This is a genomic window from Protaetiibacter larvae (genome assembly GCF_008365275.1).
In the GTDB taxonomy this organism is placed as follows: domain Bacteria; phylum Actinomycetota; class Actinomycetes; order Actinomycetales; family Microbacteriaceae; genus Homoserinibacter; species Homoserinibacter larvae.
The window spans coordinates 1,674,979-1,689,958 of the sequence record NZ_CP043504.1; the positions used below are offsets into that span (position 1 = coordinate 1,674,979).

20 protein-coding genes and 1 tRNA gene are annotated in these 14,980 nt (G+C 69.0%); 10 read left to right on the forward strand and 11 right to left on the reverse strand.

The window, feature by feature from the left end; genetic code table 11:
* The first annotated feature begins 41 nt into the window (after positions 1-41).
* Both FLP23_RS07900 and FLP23_RS07905 read left to right on the forward strand, forming a co-directional pair.
* A complete protein-coding gene (locus tag FLP23_RS07900; RefSeq protein ID WP_149325351.1) occupies positions 42-683 on the forward strand; it encodes a hypothetical protein in 642 nt (213 codons plus the stop codon).
* Positions 680-889, forward strand: coding sequence for a hypothetical protein (locus tag FLP23_RS07905; protein WP_149325352.1), 210 nt, complete (start codon positions 680-682; stop codon positions 887-889). The genes FLP23_RS07900 and FLP23_RS07905 overlap by 4 nt, the downstream gene beginning before the upstream one ends.
* A gap of 55 nt (positions 890-944) precedes the next feature.
* Here the strand turns inward: FLP23_RS07905 and FLP23_RS07910 are convergent, their stop codons facing one another.
* A complete protein-coding gene (locus tag FLP23_RS07910) occupies positions 945-2,090 on the reverse strand; it encodes an ImmA/IrrE family metallo-endopeptidase (protein ID WP_149325353.1) in 1,146 nt (381 codons plus the stop codon).
* Between the two features lie 449 nt (positions 2,091-2,539).
* Here FLP23_RS07910 and FLP23_RS07915 point away from each other — a divergent pair, with 449 nt between their 5' ends.
* The 4 genes from FLP23_RS07915 (at position 2,540) to FLP23_RS07930 (ending at position 5,303) form a co-directional block, all read left to right on the forward strand.
* Entirely contained in the window at positions 2,540-2,806 is a 267-nt protein-coding gene (locus tag FLP23_RS07915) for a multiubiquitin domain-containing protein (protein WP_210413818.1), read from the forward strand.
* A complete protein-coding gene (locus FLP23_RS07920; protein WP_149325354.1) occupies positions 2,781-3,968 on the forward strand; it encodes a ThiF family adenylyltransferase in 1,188 nt (395 codons plus the stop codon). The genes FLP23_RS07915 and FLP23_RS07920 overlap by 26 nt, the downstream gene beginning before the upstream one ends.
* A complete protein-coding gene (locus FLP23_RS07925) occupies positions 3,965-4,315 on the forward strand; it encodes a ubiquitination-like system serine protease family protein (protein WP_149325355.1) in 351 nt (116 codons plus the stop codon). Before FLP23_RS07920 ends, FLP23_RS07925 begins: the two co-directional genes overlap by 4 nt.
* A gap of 559 nt (positions 4,316-4,874) precedes the next feature.
* The gene (locus FLP23_RS07930; RefSeq protein WP_149325356.1) at positions 4,875-5,303 is read left to right on the forward strand and encodes a hypothetical protein; all 429 of its coding nucleotides are present in this window, start codon (positions 4,875-4,877) and stop codon (positions 5,301-5,303) included.
* Between the two features lie 79 nt (positions 5,304-5,382).
* Here the strand turns inward: FLP23_RS07930 and FLP23_RS07935 are convergent, their stop codons facing one another.
* The 5 genes from FLP23_RS07935 to FLP23_RS07955 form a co-directional block, all read right to left on the reverse strand.
* On the reverse strand, positions 5,383-6,564 hold the full coding sequence (locus FLP23_RS07935; RefSeq protein WP_149326247.1) for a tyrosine-type recombinase/integrase: 1,182 nt from the start codon (positions 6,562-6,564) through the stop codon (positions 5,383-5,385).
* Positions 6,565-6,566: 2 nt separating this feature from the next.
* Positions 6,567-6,809 carry a helix-turn-helix transcriptional regulator gene (locus FLP23_RS07940; protein WP_149325357.1) on the reverse strand — a complete coding sequence of 81 codons (243 nt, stop codon included), beginning with the start codon at positions 6,807-6,809 and terminating at the stop codon, positions 6,567-6,569.
* Between the two features lie 181 nt (positions 6,810-6,990).
* Positions 6,991-7,064: transfer RNA gene (locus tag FLP23_RS07945), tRNA-Pro, on the reverse strand.
* Between the two features lie 33 nt (positions 7,065-7,097).
* Positions 7,098-8,516 carry an HNH endonuclease signature motif containing protein gene (locus FLP23_RS07950; RefSeq protein WP_149325358.1) on the reverse strand — a complete coding sequence of 473 codons (1,419 nt, stop codon included), beginning with the start codon at positions 8,514-8,516 and terminating at the stop codon, positions 7,098-7,100.
* A 43-nt stretch (positions 8,517-8,559) separates the two neighbouring features.
* Positions 8,560-9,477 carry a DMT family transporter gene (locus FLP23_RS07955; protein WP_149325359.1) on the reverse strand — a complete coding sequence of 306 codons (918 nt, stop codon included), beginning with the start codon at positions 9,475-9,477 and terminating at the stop codon, positions 8,560-8,562.
* A gap of 117 nt (positions 9,478-9,594) precedes the next feature.
* Here FLP23_RS07955 and FLP23_RS07960 point away from each other — a divergent pair, with 117 nt between their 5' ends.
* Both FLP23_RS07960 and FLP23_RS07965 read left to right on the forward strand, forming a co-directional pair.
* Entirely contained in the window at positions 9,595-10,008 is a 414-nt protein-coding gene (locus FLP23_RS07960; RefSeq protein WP_149325360.1) for a VOC family protein, read from the forward strand.
* Positions 10,009-10,062: 54 nt separating this feature from the next.
* Positions 10,063-10,548, forward strand: coding sequence for a nitroreductase family deazaflavin-dependent oxidoreductase (locus tag FLP23_RS07965; protein ID WP_149325361.1), 486 nt, complete (start codon positions 10,063-10,065; stop codon positions 10,546-10,548).
* Between the two features lie 33 nt (positions 10,549-10,581).
* On the opposite strand, the gene FLP23_RS07970 is transcribed toward FLP23_RS07965, so the two are convergent.
* Together FLP23_RS07970 and FLP23_RS07975 are read right to left on the reverse strand one after the other, a co-directional pair.
* Positions 10,582-11,913 (reverse strand): threonine/serine exporter family protein, encoded by a 1,332-nt coding sequence (locus FLP23_RS07970; RefSeq protein ID WP_168200407.1) that lies wholly within the window; start codon positions 11,911-11,913, stop codon positions 10,582-10,584.
* Positions 11,913-12,194 (reverse strand): GNAT family N-acetyltransferase, encoded by a 282-nt coding sequence (locus tag FLP23_RS07975; protein WP_149325363.1) that lies wholly within the window; start codon positions 12,192-12,194, stop codon positions 11,913-11,915. Before FLP23_RS07975 ends, FLP23_RS07970 begins: the two co-directional genes overlap by 1 nt.
* A 41-nt stretch (positions 12,195-12,235) precedes the next feature.
* On the opposite strand from FLP23_RS07975, the gene FLP23_RS07980 reads away from it, so the two are divergent.
* Complete coding sequence (locus FLP23_RS07980; protein ID WP_149325364.1) at positions 12,236-12,724, forward strand: glutathione peroxidase; 489 nt, start codon at positions 12,236-12,238, stop codon at positions 12,722-12,724.
* Here FLP23_RS07980 and FLP23_RS07985 read toward each other — a convergent pair.
* Positions 12,718-13,101 (reverse strand): RNA-binding S4 domain-containing protein, encoded by a 384-nt coding sequence (locus tag FLP23_RS07985; RefSeq protein ID WP_149325365.1) that lies wholly within the window; start codon positions 13,099-13,101, stop codon positions 12,718-12,720. The genes FLP23_RS07980 and FLP23_RS07985 overlap by 7 nt on opposite strands.
* Positions 13,102-13,158: 57 nt before the next feature.
* Between FLP23_RS07985 and FLP23_RS07990 the strand changes: the two genes are divergently transcribed.
* Positions 13,159-13,674, forward strand: a complete 516-nt coding sequence (locus FLP23_RS07990) for an NUDIX domain-containing protein (protein ID WP_149325366.1) — start codon at positions 13,159-13,161, stop codon at positions 13,672-13,674.
* A gap of 19 nt (positions 13,675-13,693) precedes the next feature.
* On the opposite strand, the gene FLP23_RS07995 is transcribed toward FLP23_RS07990, so the two are convergent.
* Together FLP23_RS07995 and FLP23_RS08000 are read right to left on the reverse strand one after the other, a co-directional pair.
* Positions 13,694-14,134, reverse strand: a complete 441-nt coding sequence (locus tag FLP23_RS07995) for a hypothetical protein (RefSeq protein ID WP_149325367.1) — start codon at positions 14,132-14,134, stop codon at positions 13,694-13,696.
* A 23-nt stretch (positions 14,135-14,157) separates the two neighbouring features.
* Entirely contained in the window at positions 14,158-14,979 is an 822-nt protein-coding gene (locus FLP23_RS08000; RefSeq protein WP_149325368.1) for a DUF1295 domain-containing protein, read from the reverse strand.
* Position 14,980 lies beyond the last annotated feature (1 nt).

Genomic DNA, 14,980 nt, shown 5'->3' on the forward strand with positions numbered 1-14,980 from the left:
GATTCAGGTCAAGCTCCACCTGAACACGAAGGAGAGTCCCGATGGACCTCGAACACCACACCCCATCCCTCATCCACCTCCGCGCGTTCGCTCGTGCGCGGGTCGCGGGTCGCGCGACACACGTAGCGGCAGATCGGCAGCAGGTCTCCGCCGGAGCCAACGATCGCATCTTCGCGTTCGTGTACGAGAAGTTCCTCTCCGGCGTCATCGAATACGTCTCGAACGGATCGCGCGGCGGAGCGCTCGACCGCGCGGTCGCCGGAGCCTCCGAACGGATGCGCCCGAGCTATGCGGCTGCCGCGGTCGGGATGGCCCGAGCGATCGCGGACCTGGCACCAGCCTCCGTCTCGCGCCGTCAACGAAACGTCGTTGTGCTGGTCAACGATGACGACGTTGTCAGCCTTCGGATCCACCTGGTGTTCGAACTCGCGGGCGGGCAGCGACTCTGCGCGTTCCTGTACTTCTCCGAGCAGCGCCTGACCGACGTCGAGCTGGCGGTCATGGAGACCGCGATCGCGCTTGCGACTTCGCAGATCGACCCGACTGCGAGGCCGGCGCTCATCAACGTCCGCAGCGGCATGGTCAGGCACATCGACCGCATCGCGGCGACTACTCGAGCTCGGGTCGCGTTCTTGGTTCAGATGTCGTCCGACTACCGAGCCGAGTGGGCAGTTAGCGCATGATCGGCTGGTCTGAGCTCCGCGAGATGATGTGGGATGCCCGCTGGGACGGCATCGTCATGTTCGCGAAGGCTGCATGGCAGACGTCGCTCGACAACCCGTGGATGTTCGCTGTCTGGGGACTCGTCCTACTGACTTTGACTCGCCGCGGCTGGATGAAGCTCATCAGCTACATCGGTGGAACATTTGTCAGGAGCCACCTTCACTGACCCATAGCGAGCCGCGACTAATCGCCGACTTCCGACACCGGCATCTTTGGGGCGGCTACCATGTCGTCGGGGAACCAACCTTGGAGAGATCAGCTTTGCTCCGTAGCTTTCCGAACTTCGCATAGTCATTGGTGAGGTGGCCATACTGGCCGGCCAGTATCCCTGGAGAGACACCAACAGCCTGCGCAACGCTGATGAGGTCGTCCTTGGACGAGACGTCACGCAGTTCGTCTTCAGACAAGCCCGCGAGGAGTAGCTCCGACGCGAAGCTGTTGGCCTGGGTCTCGTGGATGTCAGTGCCATCGCCGTGATGCAGGCGCTCTTCGATCTCCCCGTCCGTGAGCTCGAGGAACGTCGTGCGCTTGAGGTGGTGCAATACGTGGGCGATCTCGTGGGCGATAGCGAACCAGAGCGAGTCGGCGAACTTGTAGCGGCCGGTGACGGCTATCATCGGTCGGTCGTTCGGCAGCCAGAGGGAGACCCCGGAAACGCGGGTGTCCGGCACCTCCTCGACGTACACGAGGACGACCCCGGCCGTGCGCAGCTCTTCTTGGAACTCGACGAAGGCCTCTGCCGGATCCATGGTCGTGAGTGCGGGTAGGCGCTTCGCAATCCTGCGGAGCCGCGCTGCGTCGTAGGCGGGCGCGCTCGCGGCGAGAACGTCGGCCTGTCGGACAGCGAGCTGGATCCACAGGGCGGTTGCGTGTTCGTCGATGGCGTAGGCGCTGCTGCGTTTGAAACTCGCCTCGAGCTTGGCCCAGGTACGGTCGTAGGCGGCCGGGTCACTGACGCCGAAGAAGCGAAGCAGTTTTTCGACCTGCGTCACCTCGTCATCCTGGGCAGCGATGATCTTCCGCTGGCGAAGCTCCTCTGTCTTGAACTTGCGGAGCCAGCCGACGTGCTGGGCGAGGCTGGCGCGGGACTCTTCGGCCAGGCGCGTGGCCCGCCACTCGGCTTCCAGCCTGAGCAGGAGTTTGGCGCTGATGCCGAGGGCACGTTCGAGGGCGAGGGCGATCTCTGGGGTGAGGCTCGCACCCTTGATGACCTGGTTGAGGTGCTTCTTGCTGATGCTCATCCGGTCGGCAAGGTCAGCTTGGGTGCGTCCGGTGGCGTCAAGCTCGCGCTGGATAACCTCTCCGGGCGCCAGTGCTTCCCACTCGGGCGCGAAGTCCTCGAGCACTTCTCCATGCTCTTTCTTCATGCGTTTTCCTTCCTGGCTATCCCGCGGCCCGCAGCAACGGCTGCCCGCCGCCTCGGATCTGCTGGATGACGAGCCCTTGACGAGTGTCCATCCGAAGCGACACAGGTCGCCGACTCGGCGGATTTCGTGTCAGCCTGCCTTCGATCTCGGCAGTGCCGAGCCGGAGCAGGACCACAGCGTCGGTGGTGGCGACTACAAGCGAGTTGAGCGTTTCGAGTTCTGCCAGATCCTCGGCAGCGCTCAGGAGTGTGAGCAACAGCCGGACGTCGTCAGCATGGGCGGGGGCGCTCAGGGTGAGGCCGTCCCGAGAGACGCACAGCTGCCGCATCTCCGCCGAACTCCAGGCAATTCTCAAACTGTTTACCTCTAGTGTAAACGATTCGTGGTGTAAGATGGGAATCGTGCACCCGTTCGGTGCATGGAAAATCTAGCGCCTTAGGAGGCCTGCAGTGACGATCCACGCCGAGAAGACGGACAAGCCGAAGAAGCTCGTTACCGTCATTATCAATTCCCGACCGTTCGAGCTCGAGAAGGACGACATCAGTTTCGAGGAGCTCGTCGCCCTCGCCTTCCCGAACGGGGCCGGTGACAACCCGCAGTACCGCGTCAGCTATCGCCGCGGCCACGGCAACAAGAGCGGCACCCTCGCCGCGGGCGAGTCCGTGAAGGTCAAGGAGGGGATGGTCTTCGATGTCGACGTCACCAATCGCTCGTAGCGCCGACCTCGCCCGCCTCCGCGCCGAGGGCTACGACATCGCCATCGCCGACGGACACCTTCTCATCAGGGATGTGCCCTACCTTGACTCCGCCCGCACGGTCCGCCTTGGGGTTTTCGCGTGCCCGCTCGACCTCGCCGGTGACACAGCGGCCAAGCCGAGCACGCACGTCATGAAGTTCTCCGGGGACTACCCCTGCGACCCCGCTGGGCAAGAGCTCGAGGCGATCAGACACAGCCCCATCAGCGAGACCATCGGCGGAGTGGCGTTCACCTATTCCTTCTCCAGCAAGCCCCGTCCGAGCGGCTACACGGACTACCACGAGAAGGTCGAGACGTACGAGCGGATCGTCTCCGACCAGGCCCGCGCCGTCGACCCGGAGACCGACGCGCGCACCTTCCCCGTCGTCGAGGCCACCGCCGACGAGTCCGTGTTCTTCTACGAAGACACGGCGACCGCCCGCGCCGGGACCACCAGCGCGAACGCGAGGCTCGCCGGCCAGCAGGTCGCGATCATCGGCGTCGGCGGCACCGGCGCCTACATTCTCGACGCGGTCGCCAAGACGCCCGTCGCGGAGATCCACCTCTTCGACAGCGACGACCTCCTCACCCACAACGCCTTCCGGGCGCCCGGCGCGATCATGATCGAGGAGCTCCGCACCCGCCCGAAGAAGGTCGAGCACTGGGCCGCCACCTACGGCAGGCTCCGCCGCGGCGTCGTCGCGCACTCCTATAACATCACCGCGGAGAACGTCGCCGAGCTCCACGGCATGGACGTCGTCTTCCTCACCGTCGACGAGACCGCGGCGAAGCTGCCGATCATCGAGTACCTCGAGCAGGAGGGCATCACCTTCATCGACTGCGGCATGGGCCTTACCCTGACCGATGACGACCAGGTCCGCGGCCAGCTGCGCGTCACGACCAGTACGCCGCGCAAGCGGGACCACGTCCGCACTCTCGGCCGCATCCCACTCGGCGGCCCCGGACCAGACGACGACTACGCCTCCAACATTCAGGTCGGCGAGATGAACGCCCTCAATGCGATCCACGCTGTCCTCCGCTGGAAGAAGCTCTACGGCTTCTACGAGGACAGCGAGCACGAGCACGACATGGGTTACATCATCGGGGGGAACGAGATCATCAACCAGGATCCCGCCGCATGACCCGCCGCCGGCAGCTCGCCGACGTCGTCTTCACCACCGTTATCCCCCGCGGACTGGACGCAGGTGTGCTCTATGTGTCGATAGAGTACGCCACCGCGATCCACTCCTGCATGTGCGGCTGCGGCCGCGAAGTGGTGACTCCATTCGGACGAGGCTCCTGGCGGATCTGCTACGACGGTGAAGGGATCTCACTCTCCCCGTCGGTCGGCAACGGCGCCCTGCCGTGCCGATCCCACTACTTCATTCGCGACAGTCGGATCATCTGGCTCGATGCGGAGGCGCCCCGATCGGTTCCCGAGCCGAGATCTCTCCTGTGGCGGCTGCTGCGAAGGCTCCGCAAGAACTGAACCAACGAACTGCGCTGGGGATTGAGTCTCTTGCCCCACACCAGCATCCCGGCGATGCCGGCCTCTCGCGCGCAAATCGCCGATCACAGCTGAGCCGCCTTGCTGGGCACGATGTACCGGCTATATCAAGGACCGGTGGGACTTGGACGAGAGGCACCGATGTCGCTCGGCTCTCGGATCGTGATCGGCGCCTTCTCGGTCGTCCTGATCCTCGTGCTCCCCGACCGCCGCCGCTTCTCCCCGCCTGCCGACCTGCCGCCTCGCCGACCCTCGTCCTCGCCTGACCGCCCTCCCGGCACCGCCGCTCACCCCCACCCCGACGACCTCTCGCCAGAGCTACCTTCTTCGTCCTCACGCCTCTTGCAACCAAGGTGTGCACGTCGTTACGCAGGTCCTTCGAACGGCCGCGCCGACGGGTCTTCGAGCGGTCGCTGACCAGCGACGGAAACGCCACACGATGCGGTCTCCCTGGGGTCGAAGCAACCGCTTCGGGTTCGCTGCGCACCTGATCGACAGCTCCCCCTCCCTCGCCTCGTGGTCCCTCCATCGCAATCGAATAGTGACCGATGCCGCCGAGCCGGCTGAACGGCCGAGTGAGCTCCGATTCGGGCCGCCGGAAGTGCGGTTCACGACCGCCGCGGATGCCGGGGTCTGGTTCGGCCCCGGCCTCGAGCCGACCGTCTACACCTGGACGCTGACTGACCCGAAAGGCCGGATTCTCGCGGTCAGCGCAACGGCGTTCCCCGTGATCAGGATGGCCGAACTCGACGCACGTCGGATCAGAGAGTTCGCGGAGGAACTCCAGCTCGAGTTCACCGTCGACCCCGACGGGCGTGGAATCGCCTGGGCTGGCTACCGAGGCGGCATCGCCATCTTGAGCTCCGCCGGATGGCATGCCGATCGAACGGATGCCCTGCATGAAGCCACGATTGCCGTCGGACTCCTGGCGGTCGCGAGCGTGGCGCAGGGTGCGATCTTGGCCGACTGACGCGGTGCTGGTGGATCACCAGCACCGCGCTGCCTGGTCCGGGTGAATCACCCGGACCAGGCAGCAACCGCACCCTTGATCAGTCGTCCCGAGCCAAGAAGCGATCGAGCAGCTCCGCAGTTGCTGGGTTCACCATCTCGTTGCGCCGGATGTAGTGCTGGATCGTGATCTTCGGATCCGTATGACCGAGCAGCTCCGCCGCCAGGTCAACGCCGGCCCGTTCGTTCACCACGGTTGCGACGGTGCGGCGAAACATGTGCGGGGTCACGTCCTGGATACCGGCGAGCTGCAGCACGTTGCGCAACTGCCGTCGCACGTTGTTCGTCGTCAGCGGTGTGCCCCCTCGGCTGCAGAACAGCAGCGCGTCGGGCGACGGATCGTGCAACCGCGTGAGCCGCTTGCGAACCGCCTCCGCTGTGAACGATGGGATCGCGACGGTGCGCAATGACTTCGCGGTCTTCGGGTGGTCCTGGCGCGCCGTCGGCTTTCCCGCGCGGCTGACGATCGTCCCGTTGATGCGGATAGTCGGCGGGGCGCCAGTCACATCGAGGTCGCGGCGCCGCAGCGCGAGAACCTCGCCTATCCGGGCTGAGGTGCCGAGCATGACCTCGACGATCGCGCCCAGCTGTCCGTCCGGCTTCGGGCCGGGGACTGATCGCCCCACCTCCCAGTAGGCGATCGCAGCGCGGACCGCGTTGACCTCCGTAGGAGTCAACGCGTTCGGCGTATGCGGCGCCCGGTGGAGGCGTGCAACGTGATCCATCGGATTGCGCGGCAGGATCTCATGCCGCACCGCGAGCCCGAGGGCCAGGCGCAGCACGACGCGAGCCTGCTTGGCCCGGTTGTAGCTCCGCTTCGCCAGCTGCTTGAGGAAGTGGTCGCAGCGCGCCACCCCGATCTCGCGCAACGTGAGGTGGCGGAAGGCCGGCATCACGAGCGTGCGCATGTTGCGCTCGTAGAGCTGCCTCGTCGTGGGCGACAGCCGCCCTTCGAGGTCGAGATCCTCCAGCCAGTAATCGACGAGCTCGGGGAACGGGCTGTCGGGGCCGAGTGATCCCGGGGTCGGCTGGAAGAGGCTGCGCTCGGCGAGCTTCTTCTTCAATGCCCGCTCGGCGGCTGCCTTGCTCGGGCCGGTGGCCTGGACGAGCCGTGCTCGCCCGTCCCAGTCGCGGTAGCGGGTATGGGCGCTGATGCGACCGCAAGCCTCGGTGCGGAAGCCGATCTGGCCATAGGTGCCGATCGGCAGGCGTGGCCGTCCCATCGTCACCACCGCTCCTGCGGATCGATGTCCTCTGGGCCGGGCTCGCGCTGCTGCTCGATCCAGATCCGCACGTCGGAGACGGCGAACTTCAAGTGCTTGCCGAAGCGATAGGCGCGGGGTCCCTTGCCGTTCACGCGCCAGTCGTAGATGGTCGAGACCGGGATGCCGAGATACTCGGCGAGTTCCGGCAGACCGATGAGGGGCTCGAGGCCCCACGGGCTCTCGTTGCTGGTGTCCTTGTCCATGCCCGTAGGTACGCGGGAGGACTCCGGCCGATCAGCGGCGATCGGAGCGGTCGGCTTCCTGCCGGACGAGATGCGCGGCTCAGGGCCGCGAGACGGGGTTTCTGATGATGTTCGAGATGACTTGGTCAAGTTCCTTAACCTTCAAAGTCCCGGAAACCCTTGAGTTTCCGGGACTTCGTAGTCGGGCTGACAGGATTTGAACCTGCGACCCCTTGACCCCCAGTCAAGTGCGCTACCAAGCTGCGCCACAGCCCGTGGCTTGTGCCGTTGTCGGCACGGCTACCTACCTTACCCGAGCCCGAGGGTGCCCGGCGACGATCGGCCCGTCGAGGGGCGGGCGTGCCGGCGGGTCAGCTGATGGCGGGGTCGGCCGGTGCGTCGCCATTGCTGCTGCGGATCGACGTGGGGCGGGCTGAGCAGTTCGGCGACCCCGTCGTGGATGCGCAGACGGTACTCGGGATGCCGGTGCAGGAAGTGGTGATGGAAGGCGCACAGCAGCACCCCGTTCGCCACATCGGTGCGCCCGCCGCGACTCCAGGGGATCACGTGGTGCGCGTGGGTCCAGGCCGGGGGTGCGGTGCAGCCGAACCATACGCACCCTCCGTCGCGAAGGGCGAGTGCGTGTCGCTGGGCTCCCGAGAACAGTCGGTCACGGCGCCCGAGCTCGAGCACCTCGCCCCCCGCGCCGAGCACAGCCCGTCGCACGCCGCCGTCGCAGGCCAGCGCGTCGGCGGTGAGCGCCGAAACCGGCTCCGCGACGTCGTCGAACCAGCCGTGTCCGTGCCCGCTCGCGAGCTCCTCGGCTGTGATCGTCACGGTGACCACGGCCGGCGCGTGCAGCGATCCCACCCCATCGCGTTCGGCTCGGACGCCCGCGGTGATGAGCCCCATGAAGACGTCGAAGTCCCGCTGCTCGCGCGATCGAGGGTCGTCGGCGCCGATCGTGCCCTCTTCGGCGGCCGTGACCTCCTCGGCGTCGAGGAAGCGCGGCCCGCTTCCGGGCGCCATCCGTCGCGAGAAGGCGGAGCGCAGCAGCGCCGCGGATGCCGGATCGCACGCCCCCGAGAACGGGGTCATGCCGTCACGCTCGCGCCCGATCGTGAACCGACGCTGGGCGTGCAGGCGCTCCTCGCGCGGCTCGGCGCCGTCGGGATCGAGCGCTTCGCGCCAGGCGCGGGCGTGAACCGCGACGAGATCGGCGGGCTCGGTGCGCGCGAGCACGACGAGCGCGTGCTCGGCGAACGCCACGTCGTCGACGGAGGGGCAGCCATCGTGTCGGGCCTGATCGAGCTGCCGCACGATCGCCCGAGCCGACTCCGACCCGAGCTCGCCGCGGGCCACCGCCTCCGCCACCTGCGGGTACTCGGGCGGGAGGATCGCGCCGAGCTGCTCGCGCGGGGCGAGGCGAGCTCCGAGCGCGACCCGGCGACGCGCCTCCGCCTCCGACACCCGGGTGACGCGTTCGACGAGCGCGGCACCCGTGCGGCACCCGTGGCGCGCGGCGAGTCCCTCGTCGCCCAGGAAGCGGGACGAGCGACGCTCCACCTCGCCCGCAAGGCTCACGCGGAGCGCATCGACGAGCCGACCCAGGCCCTCGACGGCATCCAGCTGCCGCACGATCGCCGCGTCCGAGTCGGACGGCAGCTCCGCGCCGAGGATCGCGAGCGTGTCGCGAAGCGCCTCGAGGTCGATCGCCGGGGTGGCCATGAGCACAGAGTGACACGAACCACCGACATCGGGTTTACCCAGGTCAGGGGGCTGTTTGTGGGGGATAGTCGGGCGCGTCGACGCTTGTGGAGGAGGCGACTGCCCGGGCCGGCTTCGTCACCAGGTAGCAGCCGGCGAGGATCAGGACGAAGCCCACGATCGTCCACACCGTCACCTGCTCGCCCAGCACGAGCGCGCCCGCGACCACCGCCACCGCGGGGTTCACGTAGGTGATCGCCGTCATGCGGATCGGCCCGATCTCGGCGACGAGCGCGAACATGATGAGGAACGCGATCGCGCTGCAGAACACCGCGAGCACCACGACCGAGACGATCGTGGGCGGCGACGGCACCGCCCGCAGTCCGCCGCCCGTGAGCAGCACGACGGGCACGTAGATCAGCGCGCTGATGCCGAGCGCGAGCGCCATCACCCCGACGCCCGGCAGATCCGACATCCAGCGGGCCAGGATCGCCGGTCCCAGGGCGTAGCCGAGCACGACGACCACGAGCTGCGCGACGCCCACCAGGTCCGAACCCGCGAGATCGAGCCCCACGATCGCCGCCACGCCGAGCATGCCGACCGCGATGCCGACGCCGTTGACGAGGGTGATCCGGTCGCGGCGCCCCATCACGAACGCGATGCCGAGCGCCGCGAGCGGCACGGCGGACAGCAGCAGCCCGCTCGTCGAGCTCGGCAGGCGCTGCTCCGCCGAGTTCAGGAAGTACCACGGCAGCACGATCTCGAACACCGCGAACAGCAGGAGCGGCCGCCACCGGCGCAGCACGGGCGCGAGGGCGCGCCGATGCGCCGCGAGCGGCAGCAGCAGCACGGCGGCGAGCGCGCACCGCGCCAGCACGAGCATCTCGGGCGTCAACTCGGCCACCGCGATCTTGATGAACAGGTACGGCACGCCCCAGATGAGGCCGAGGGCGGCGAAGAGCAGGACGCCACGACGGGTCATGGACGCCATCCTCTCGCCAGCCCACGACAGCGGCGGTGCGCCGTGCAACCCCCTGGCGTGTCGCGAGCCGCCAGGCGCACAATCGGCTCGACAGCGAAGCTCAGCGAGGAGACCCCCATGACCGTGCGCCTGAACGCCTACCTCAACTTCCGCGGCGAGGCCCGCGACGTGCTCGAGTGGTATCGCAACGTCTTCGGCGGCGAGCTCGACATCACCACCTTCGCCGAGGGCGGCATGGACTTCGACCCGAGCGAGGCCGAGTTCATCATGCACGGCTGGCTGCACACCTCCGACGGCTTCGACCTCATGGCGGCGGACGTGCCGTCGTCGATGCCGCTGTCTGCGGGTTCGAGCATCTCCCTGTCGCTCTCGGGCGACGACGGCGACGCGCTCCGGCGCCTGTGGGACGCCCTCCTCGAGGGCGGCACCCTCACCGTGCCGCTCGAGGTGGCGCCGTGGGGCGACGCCTTCGGGATGCTCGTGGACCGCTGGGGCGTCGCCTGGCTCGTGAACATCAGCGCCGCGTCCTGACGCCCGCGCGACGGCCGCCGCACTAGGGTGGCGTCGACAGCGAGGAGGGTGAGCATGGCGAGCGTCAGCCGACCGTTGCGCGTGGTGGTCGCCCGGTTCAGCCGCACCCGGTTCTTCCGCAGCTACGGCCCGCGGATGATGCCGCCGCTCGAGCGTGCCACGAGCTGGATCACGCGCGGACGCGGGGGACCGCTGAGCGGCGCGATCGTGCCGTCGCTCGTGCTGCACACCGTCGGCGCGCGCTCGGGCGAGCCGCGCGAGACGGCCCTCATGTGCTGCCCGGTGCCGGACGGCACGATCTACGTGACAGGCTCCAACTTCGCCCGCCCCGAGCATCCCGCGTGGACCTGGAACCTGCTGGCGCACCCGGATGCCGCGATCGACTTCCGCGGCGAGCACCGCGAGGTGCGCGCCGAGCTCGTCGGCGACGAGGAGCGCGAGGCGGTCTGGCGCACCCTCGAGGAGCAGTGGCCCGGCTACCGCGGCTACGAGCGCGCCTCGGGACGCGTGCTGCGCATCTTCCGCCTCGTGCCGCGCTGAGCGGGCGCGCACCCGGCGGGAGAGGGCGCGGAGCTACGGGCGGCGTGCCCGCCAGAGCGACTCGCGCGTCCCCGGGATGAGCCGGTGCCACAGTCCCGAGCGTTCGGGGCTCGCGAGCGCCACCGGCAGCTCGACCGTGAAGTTCTCGATGCCGCGGGCACTGCTGCGCACGGCGCTGAACAGGGCAGTGCCGATGAGCACGCCGAGGGCGATGCCGAGGATGCCCGCGAGCGCCCCCCAGAACGCGTCGAGCGCGACGTTCCCCCCGACCACCGAGGTGAGCCCGATGAGGCTCGCGGCACCCGGAACCAGCAGCCAGAACGCCGGCAGGAAGGTGATCTGGGCCGGAGCACCCCGTCGCAGCGACTCGATCCACAGCACGACGGGCGCCACGACGACGGCGCCCACGAAGCCGCTCAGGCTCGGTCCGAGCAGTATTCCGCCGAGCCGCTGCCCGAGGTAGGCGACGACGAGCGCGAGCACGACCCAGCCGAAGGTCGATCTCGGGGCCGAGAAGTGCAGGTAGTTGCCGATCGCGAGCAGCAGGATGCCGGCGAGCGAGATCCACCACGGCAGCTCCTGCGCGCCGATCGCGCGATAGTCGTAGCGGGTGGCGCCCACGAGGGTGCCGGCCGCGAGGATCCCCGACGACAGCAGGCCGAGCGTCACGAGCCCCGAGACGAGGCGCGCCGATCCGGCGATCGCCTGCCCGGTGGCGAGCTCCCGCGTGCCGGTGGTGAGCATGCCGCCCGGCAGGAAGGTGACGAGCGGTGCGACGAGCAGCACGAGCGGGTTGCCGATCCCGAGCGGCTCCGCCACCGCGAACACGACGAGCGCGCAGATGAAGGCCGCCACGACGGGGAACACGAGCTGCAGCGATGGCGAGCGCACGAGCTTCACCAGGCCGATGAAGAGCCCGAGCCCGACGCTCACGAGCAACCCCTGCCAGGTCGGCTGCAGCAGCAGCGAGAGGCCCGCGGTGAGCACCGCATGGCCGAGGGTGCGCACGAGCCAGCCGAATCGGGGGCGCTTCGCCCCGATCTCGTTGAGGCGCCGGATGCCGTCGACGGGCTCCAGCTCGCCGCGCTCGGCCGCCTTGATCACCGTGTGCAGCTCGGCGATCTGGTCGAAGCGGAACGTCACGATGGCGCCCTCGCGGATGGTCCCGCGCCCCTGGATCACGCCGTCCACCTGCACGAGCACGACGGTGGGCAGCACGATGAACTCGGTGTCGTCCACGTGGTACGCCTTCGAGACGCGGGCGAGGGTGAGCTTCACCGAGTCGACGGGCTCCTGCGATGCGATCATCGCCCCGCCGATCCCCAGCAGGAACTTCCGGAGCAGTGCGGCGTCGTCGAGGTCCATCAGCCCGCCCGCAGCGCAGCCTTCTCGGGGTGGGCGTCGAACCATTCGGCCACGTACCAGCAGCTGGGGATGATGGTGCGGCCCGAGCGCTCGACGTCGGCGACCGCGAACCCCACCAACTGCCCCGCGTAGCCGTGCCCGCGCTGGTTCGGGACGGTGACGGTGTGGTGGAAGACGACGCTCGCACCCTGGTCGCGGTATTCGAGCACGCTCACGAGCGATCCGTCGCGCCGCAGGGTGTAGCGGTGCGCATCCGGTTCGTGCGCCAACTCGATCGCCATGCACCCAGCGTAGAGAGGATCGGGGCACGTAGCCTGGCCTCGTGGGTATTCGAGACATTCCTCTGACGACGATCGACGGCGACACGACCTCCCTGGCGGAGTTCGACGACAAGGCGGTTCTGGTGGTGAACGTCGCCTCCCGCTGCGGGAACACCCCGCAGTACGAGAAGCTCGAGCAGCTGCAGAAGGAGTACGAGGACCGCGGGTTCACGGTGCTCGGCTTCCCCTGCAACCAGTTTCTGGGCCAGGAGCCGGGTTCGGCGGAGGAGATCAAGGAGTTCTGCTCCACGACCTACGGCGTCACCTTCCCGCTCATGGCGAAGACGCGCGTCAACGGCTGGCACAAGCACCCGCTGTACGCCTCGCTCACCCAGGTGAAGGATGCCGAGGGCAAGGCCGGTCGGGTGAAGTGGAACTTCGAGAAGTTCCTCATCGCGCCCGACGGCACCGTCACGCGGTTCCGTCCCGGCACCCAGCCGGACGACCCGGCCGTGGTGGCCGCGATCGAGGACGCGCTGCCGGCTCAGTAGCCCCGCAAGCGCTCGATCTCGCGGCGGTCGCGCTTGGTGGGGCGGCCTGCTCCGCGCTCGCGGATGGCGAAGCTCGCGCGCTCCTCGCGCGGCGGGGCGGCGGGGGTGAGGTCGTCGAACGCGGCGGCGGCGAGCGCGGCGCTCACCCGCTTCACGAGCAGTTGACGCACCACGAGGACCCGCGCCCCCTGGGGGGTCACGACGCGCACCTCGGTGCCCGGGCGGACCGTCTGCGCGGGTTTGGCGTTGTCGCCGCCGATCTTCACATGCCCGGCCTTGCACAGCGCCGTGGCAGCGGACCGCGACTTCGTGACGCGCACGGCCCACAGCCATGCGTCGATGCGCACGCCCGCGTCCTTCGCCCCGCCATCCGTCACCTCGACATCCTCTCGCGGGCGCGCCGCACGCGCACGCCGCCCGGTTAGGCTGGCGCCATGACGCGCGCCCCGCACGACCCCCGTGAGCGTCGGCCGCACGGTCCCGGCGACGCCTGGGTCGATGGACCGCAGGGCCGCTTCTGGGGTCGCTTCGGGGCGGCGGGGCTGCTGCTCGCCCACCCCGAGGCCGGGCTGCTGCTGCAGCTGCGCGCCGAGTGGAGTCACCTCGGCGGCACCTGGGGCATCCCCGGCGGCGCGCGGCACGACGAGCACGAGACCGCCGTCGAGGGCGCCCTGCGCGAGGCGGAGGAGGAGGCCGGCGTGCCGCCCGAGCTGGTCCGGGTGCTCGGCGAGGCGGTCTGGGACCTGGGCTACTGGTCGTACACGACCGTCTACGGCAGGGCTGTCGAGTTCTTCGAACCGGTCATCGGGGATGCCGAGAGCGTCTCGCTGCGCTGGGTGCCGTTCGCCGAGGTGGAACGGCTGCCGCTGCATCCCGGGCTCGAGGCCGGCTGGCCGGTCGGCCGACGGGCGCTCGCCGAGCTCGATCCCGAGCTGGCCGCCGCGCTCTGACGTCCCGGTCCTGAGCGCTTCAGACCGCGAGCGAGGTCTTCCAGGCGACGAGCCCGCGCACGGTCGCGTCCGGGTCGGAGGCGAGCTCGGACATGACGTCGGCGGGCACGTAGAAGTTCACCGCGACCCAGCCGCGCACGGTGGCCGAGGGGTCGTGGGCGAGTTCGCGCAGCACGTCGCACGGGGCCGCGTTGTTGCGGGCCACGCAGGCGCGCACCCCCTCGTCGCTGTCGCGCGCGAGCTTCTCGAAGAGGTCGACGGGCGTGTGGTACGAGCTCGCCACCGATTCGCGGATCTTGGCGTTCGCGTCACCCGCGAGGATCCGCAGGCGGCGGATCTTCGAGTCGGTCACCGGGGGAGCGGGATGCCGCGCCGCGGCCTCCTCGGCCGTCACCATGCTCGGCGCGAGCGCGCGCAACTGGGCGCGCTGGGCGGGGGTGTTGAAGCGGATGCACGACATGGGGGAGAGGCTAACCCCGCGGCTCAGGAGCTCTCGGCCGCGACGCGCGTGCGACGGGGGAACCATGGCACGATCGGCGAGACGCGCGCCTGGTAGTCGGCGTACTCGGGGTACTTGCCGCGCGTGATCGACTCGGTGAAGATCGTCGACCCCACGAACAGCACCGTGAGCAGGACGGCGCCCGCGACCGTCCACAGCACCACGGTGCCGGCCGCGACCGCGCCGAAGAGGAACACGATCCACCACTGCGACTGCTCGAAGAAGAAGTTCGGGTGCCGTGAGAAGCGCCACAGCCCGCTCTGCACGAATCGCGGTTCGGGCTCGCGGCCGGCCGCCACCGCGGCGCGCTTGAAGGCGTGGAAGTCCCACTGCTGCTGGTCGGCGATCGTCTCACCGGCGAGGGCGGCGAGGAAGGCGAGGGTGAGCACGACATCGAGAGGCCCGAACGGGGTCGGGTGCTCGAGTGCCGTCTGCGCGGGAAGGGCGATGAGCACGAGCAGCGCGTTCTGGTACAGCACGATGAAGAACAGGTTGAAGAGCTGGAACTGCCACGGCGCCATCCGTGCGCGCAGCACCGCCCAGCGGTAGTCCTCCACCCCCGAGTAGCCGCCCTTGCGCGCGAAGTTGAAGGTGAGCCGGGCGCCCCACAGCGTCACGAGCACGGCGAGCACGTTGAGGCGGGCATCCGCGAGCCCGGCGGATCCGGCGAAGATCCACACGTAGACCACCGGCACGACCGACCAGATCCGGTCGACCCACGAGGTGTCGCGAGTGATCAGCGAGGCGATCCAGCAGAAGGCGCACACGGCGGCGGCGACGAGGATGACGGCGATGAGCGGGGTCATG

Bases quoted from the DNA above. Each gene is read 5' to 3' on its own strand.
- FLP23_RS07950 (WP_149325358.1), bottom strand. From the start codon at position 8,516: ATGGCCACCCCGGCGATCGACCTCGAGGCGCTTCGCGACACGCTCGCG.
- FLP23_RS07970 (WP_168200407.1), bottom strand. From the start codon at position 11,913: ATGGACCTCGACGACGCCGCACTGCTCCGGAAGTTCCTGCTGGGGATC.
- FLP23_RS07975 (WP_149325363.1), bottom strand. From the start codon at position 12,194: ATGGCGATCGAGTTGGCGCACGAACCGGATGCGCACCGCTACACCCTG.
- FLP23_RS07920 (WP_149325354.1), top strand. From the start codon at position 2,781: ATGTCGACGTCACCAATCGCTCGTAGCGCCGACCTCGCCCGCCTCCGC.
- FLP23_RS07905 (WP_149325352.1), top strand. From the start codon at position 680: ATGATCGGCTGGTCTGAGCTCCGCGAGATGATGTGGGATGCCCGCTGG.
- FLP23_RS07940 (WP_149325357.1), bottom strand. From the start codon at position 6,809: ATGGACAAGGACACCAGCAACGAGAGCCCGTGGGGCCTCGAGCCCCTC.
- FLP23_RS07960 (WP_149325360.1), top strand. From the start codon at position 9,595: ATGACCGTGCGCCTGAACGCCTACCTCAACTTCCGCGGCGAGGCCCGC.
- FLP23_RS07925 (WP_149325355.1), top strand. From the start codon at position 3,965: ATGACCCGCCGCCGGCAGCTCGCCGACGTCGTCTTCACCACCGTTATC.
- FLP23_RS07990 (WP_149325366.1), top strand. From the start codon at position 13,159: ATGACGCGCGCCCCGCACGACCCCCGTGAGCGTCGGCCGCACGGTCCC.
- FLP23_RS07995 (WP_149325367.1), bottom strand. From the start codon at position 14,134: ATGTCGTGCATCCGCTTCAACACCCCCGCCCAGCGCGCCCAGTTGCGC.
- FLP23_RS07955 (WP_149325359.1), bottom strand. From the start codon at position 9,477: ATGACCCGTCGTGGCGTCCTGCTCTTCGCCGCCCTCGGCCTCATCTGG.
- FLP23_RS08000 (WP_149325368.1), bottom strand. From the start codon at position 14,979: ATGACCCCGCTCATCGCCGTCATCCTCGTCGCCGCCGCCGTGTGCGCC.
- FLP23_RS07965 (WP_149325361.1), top strand. From the start codon at position 10,063: ATGGCGAGCGTCAGCCGACCGTTGCGCGTGGTGGTCGCCCGGTTCAGC.
- FLP23_RS07900 (WP_149325351.1), top strand. From the start codon at position 42: ATGGACCTCGAACACCACACCCCATCCCTCATCCACCTCCGCGCGTTC.
- FLP23_RS07910 (WP_149325353.1), bottom strand. From the start codon at position 2,090: ATGAAGAAAGAGCATGGAGAAGTGCTCGAGGACTTCGCGCCCGAGTGG.
- FLP23_RS07935 (WP_149326247.1), bottom strand. From the start codon at position 6,564: ATGGGACGGCCACGCCTGCCGATCGGCACCTATGGCCAGATCGGCTTC.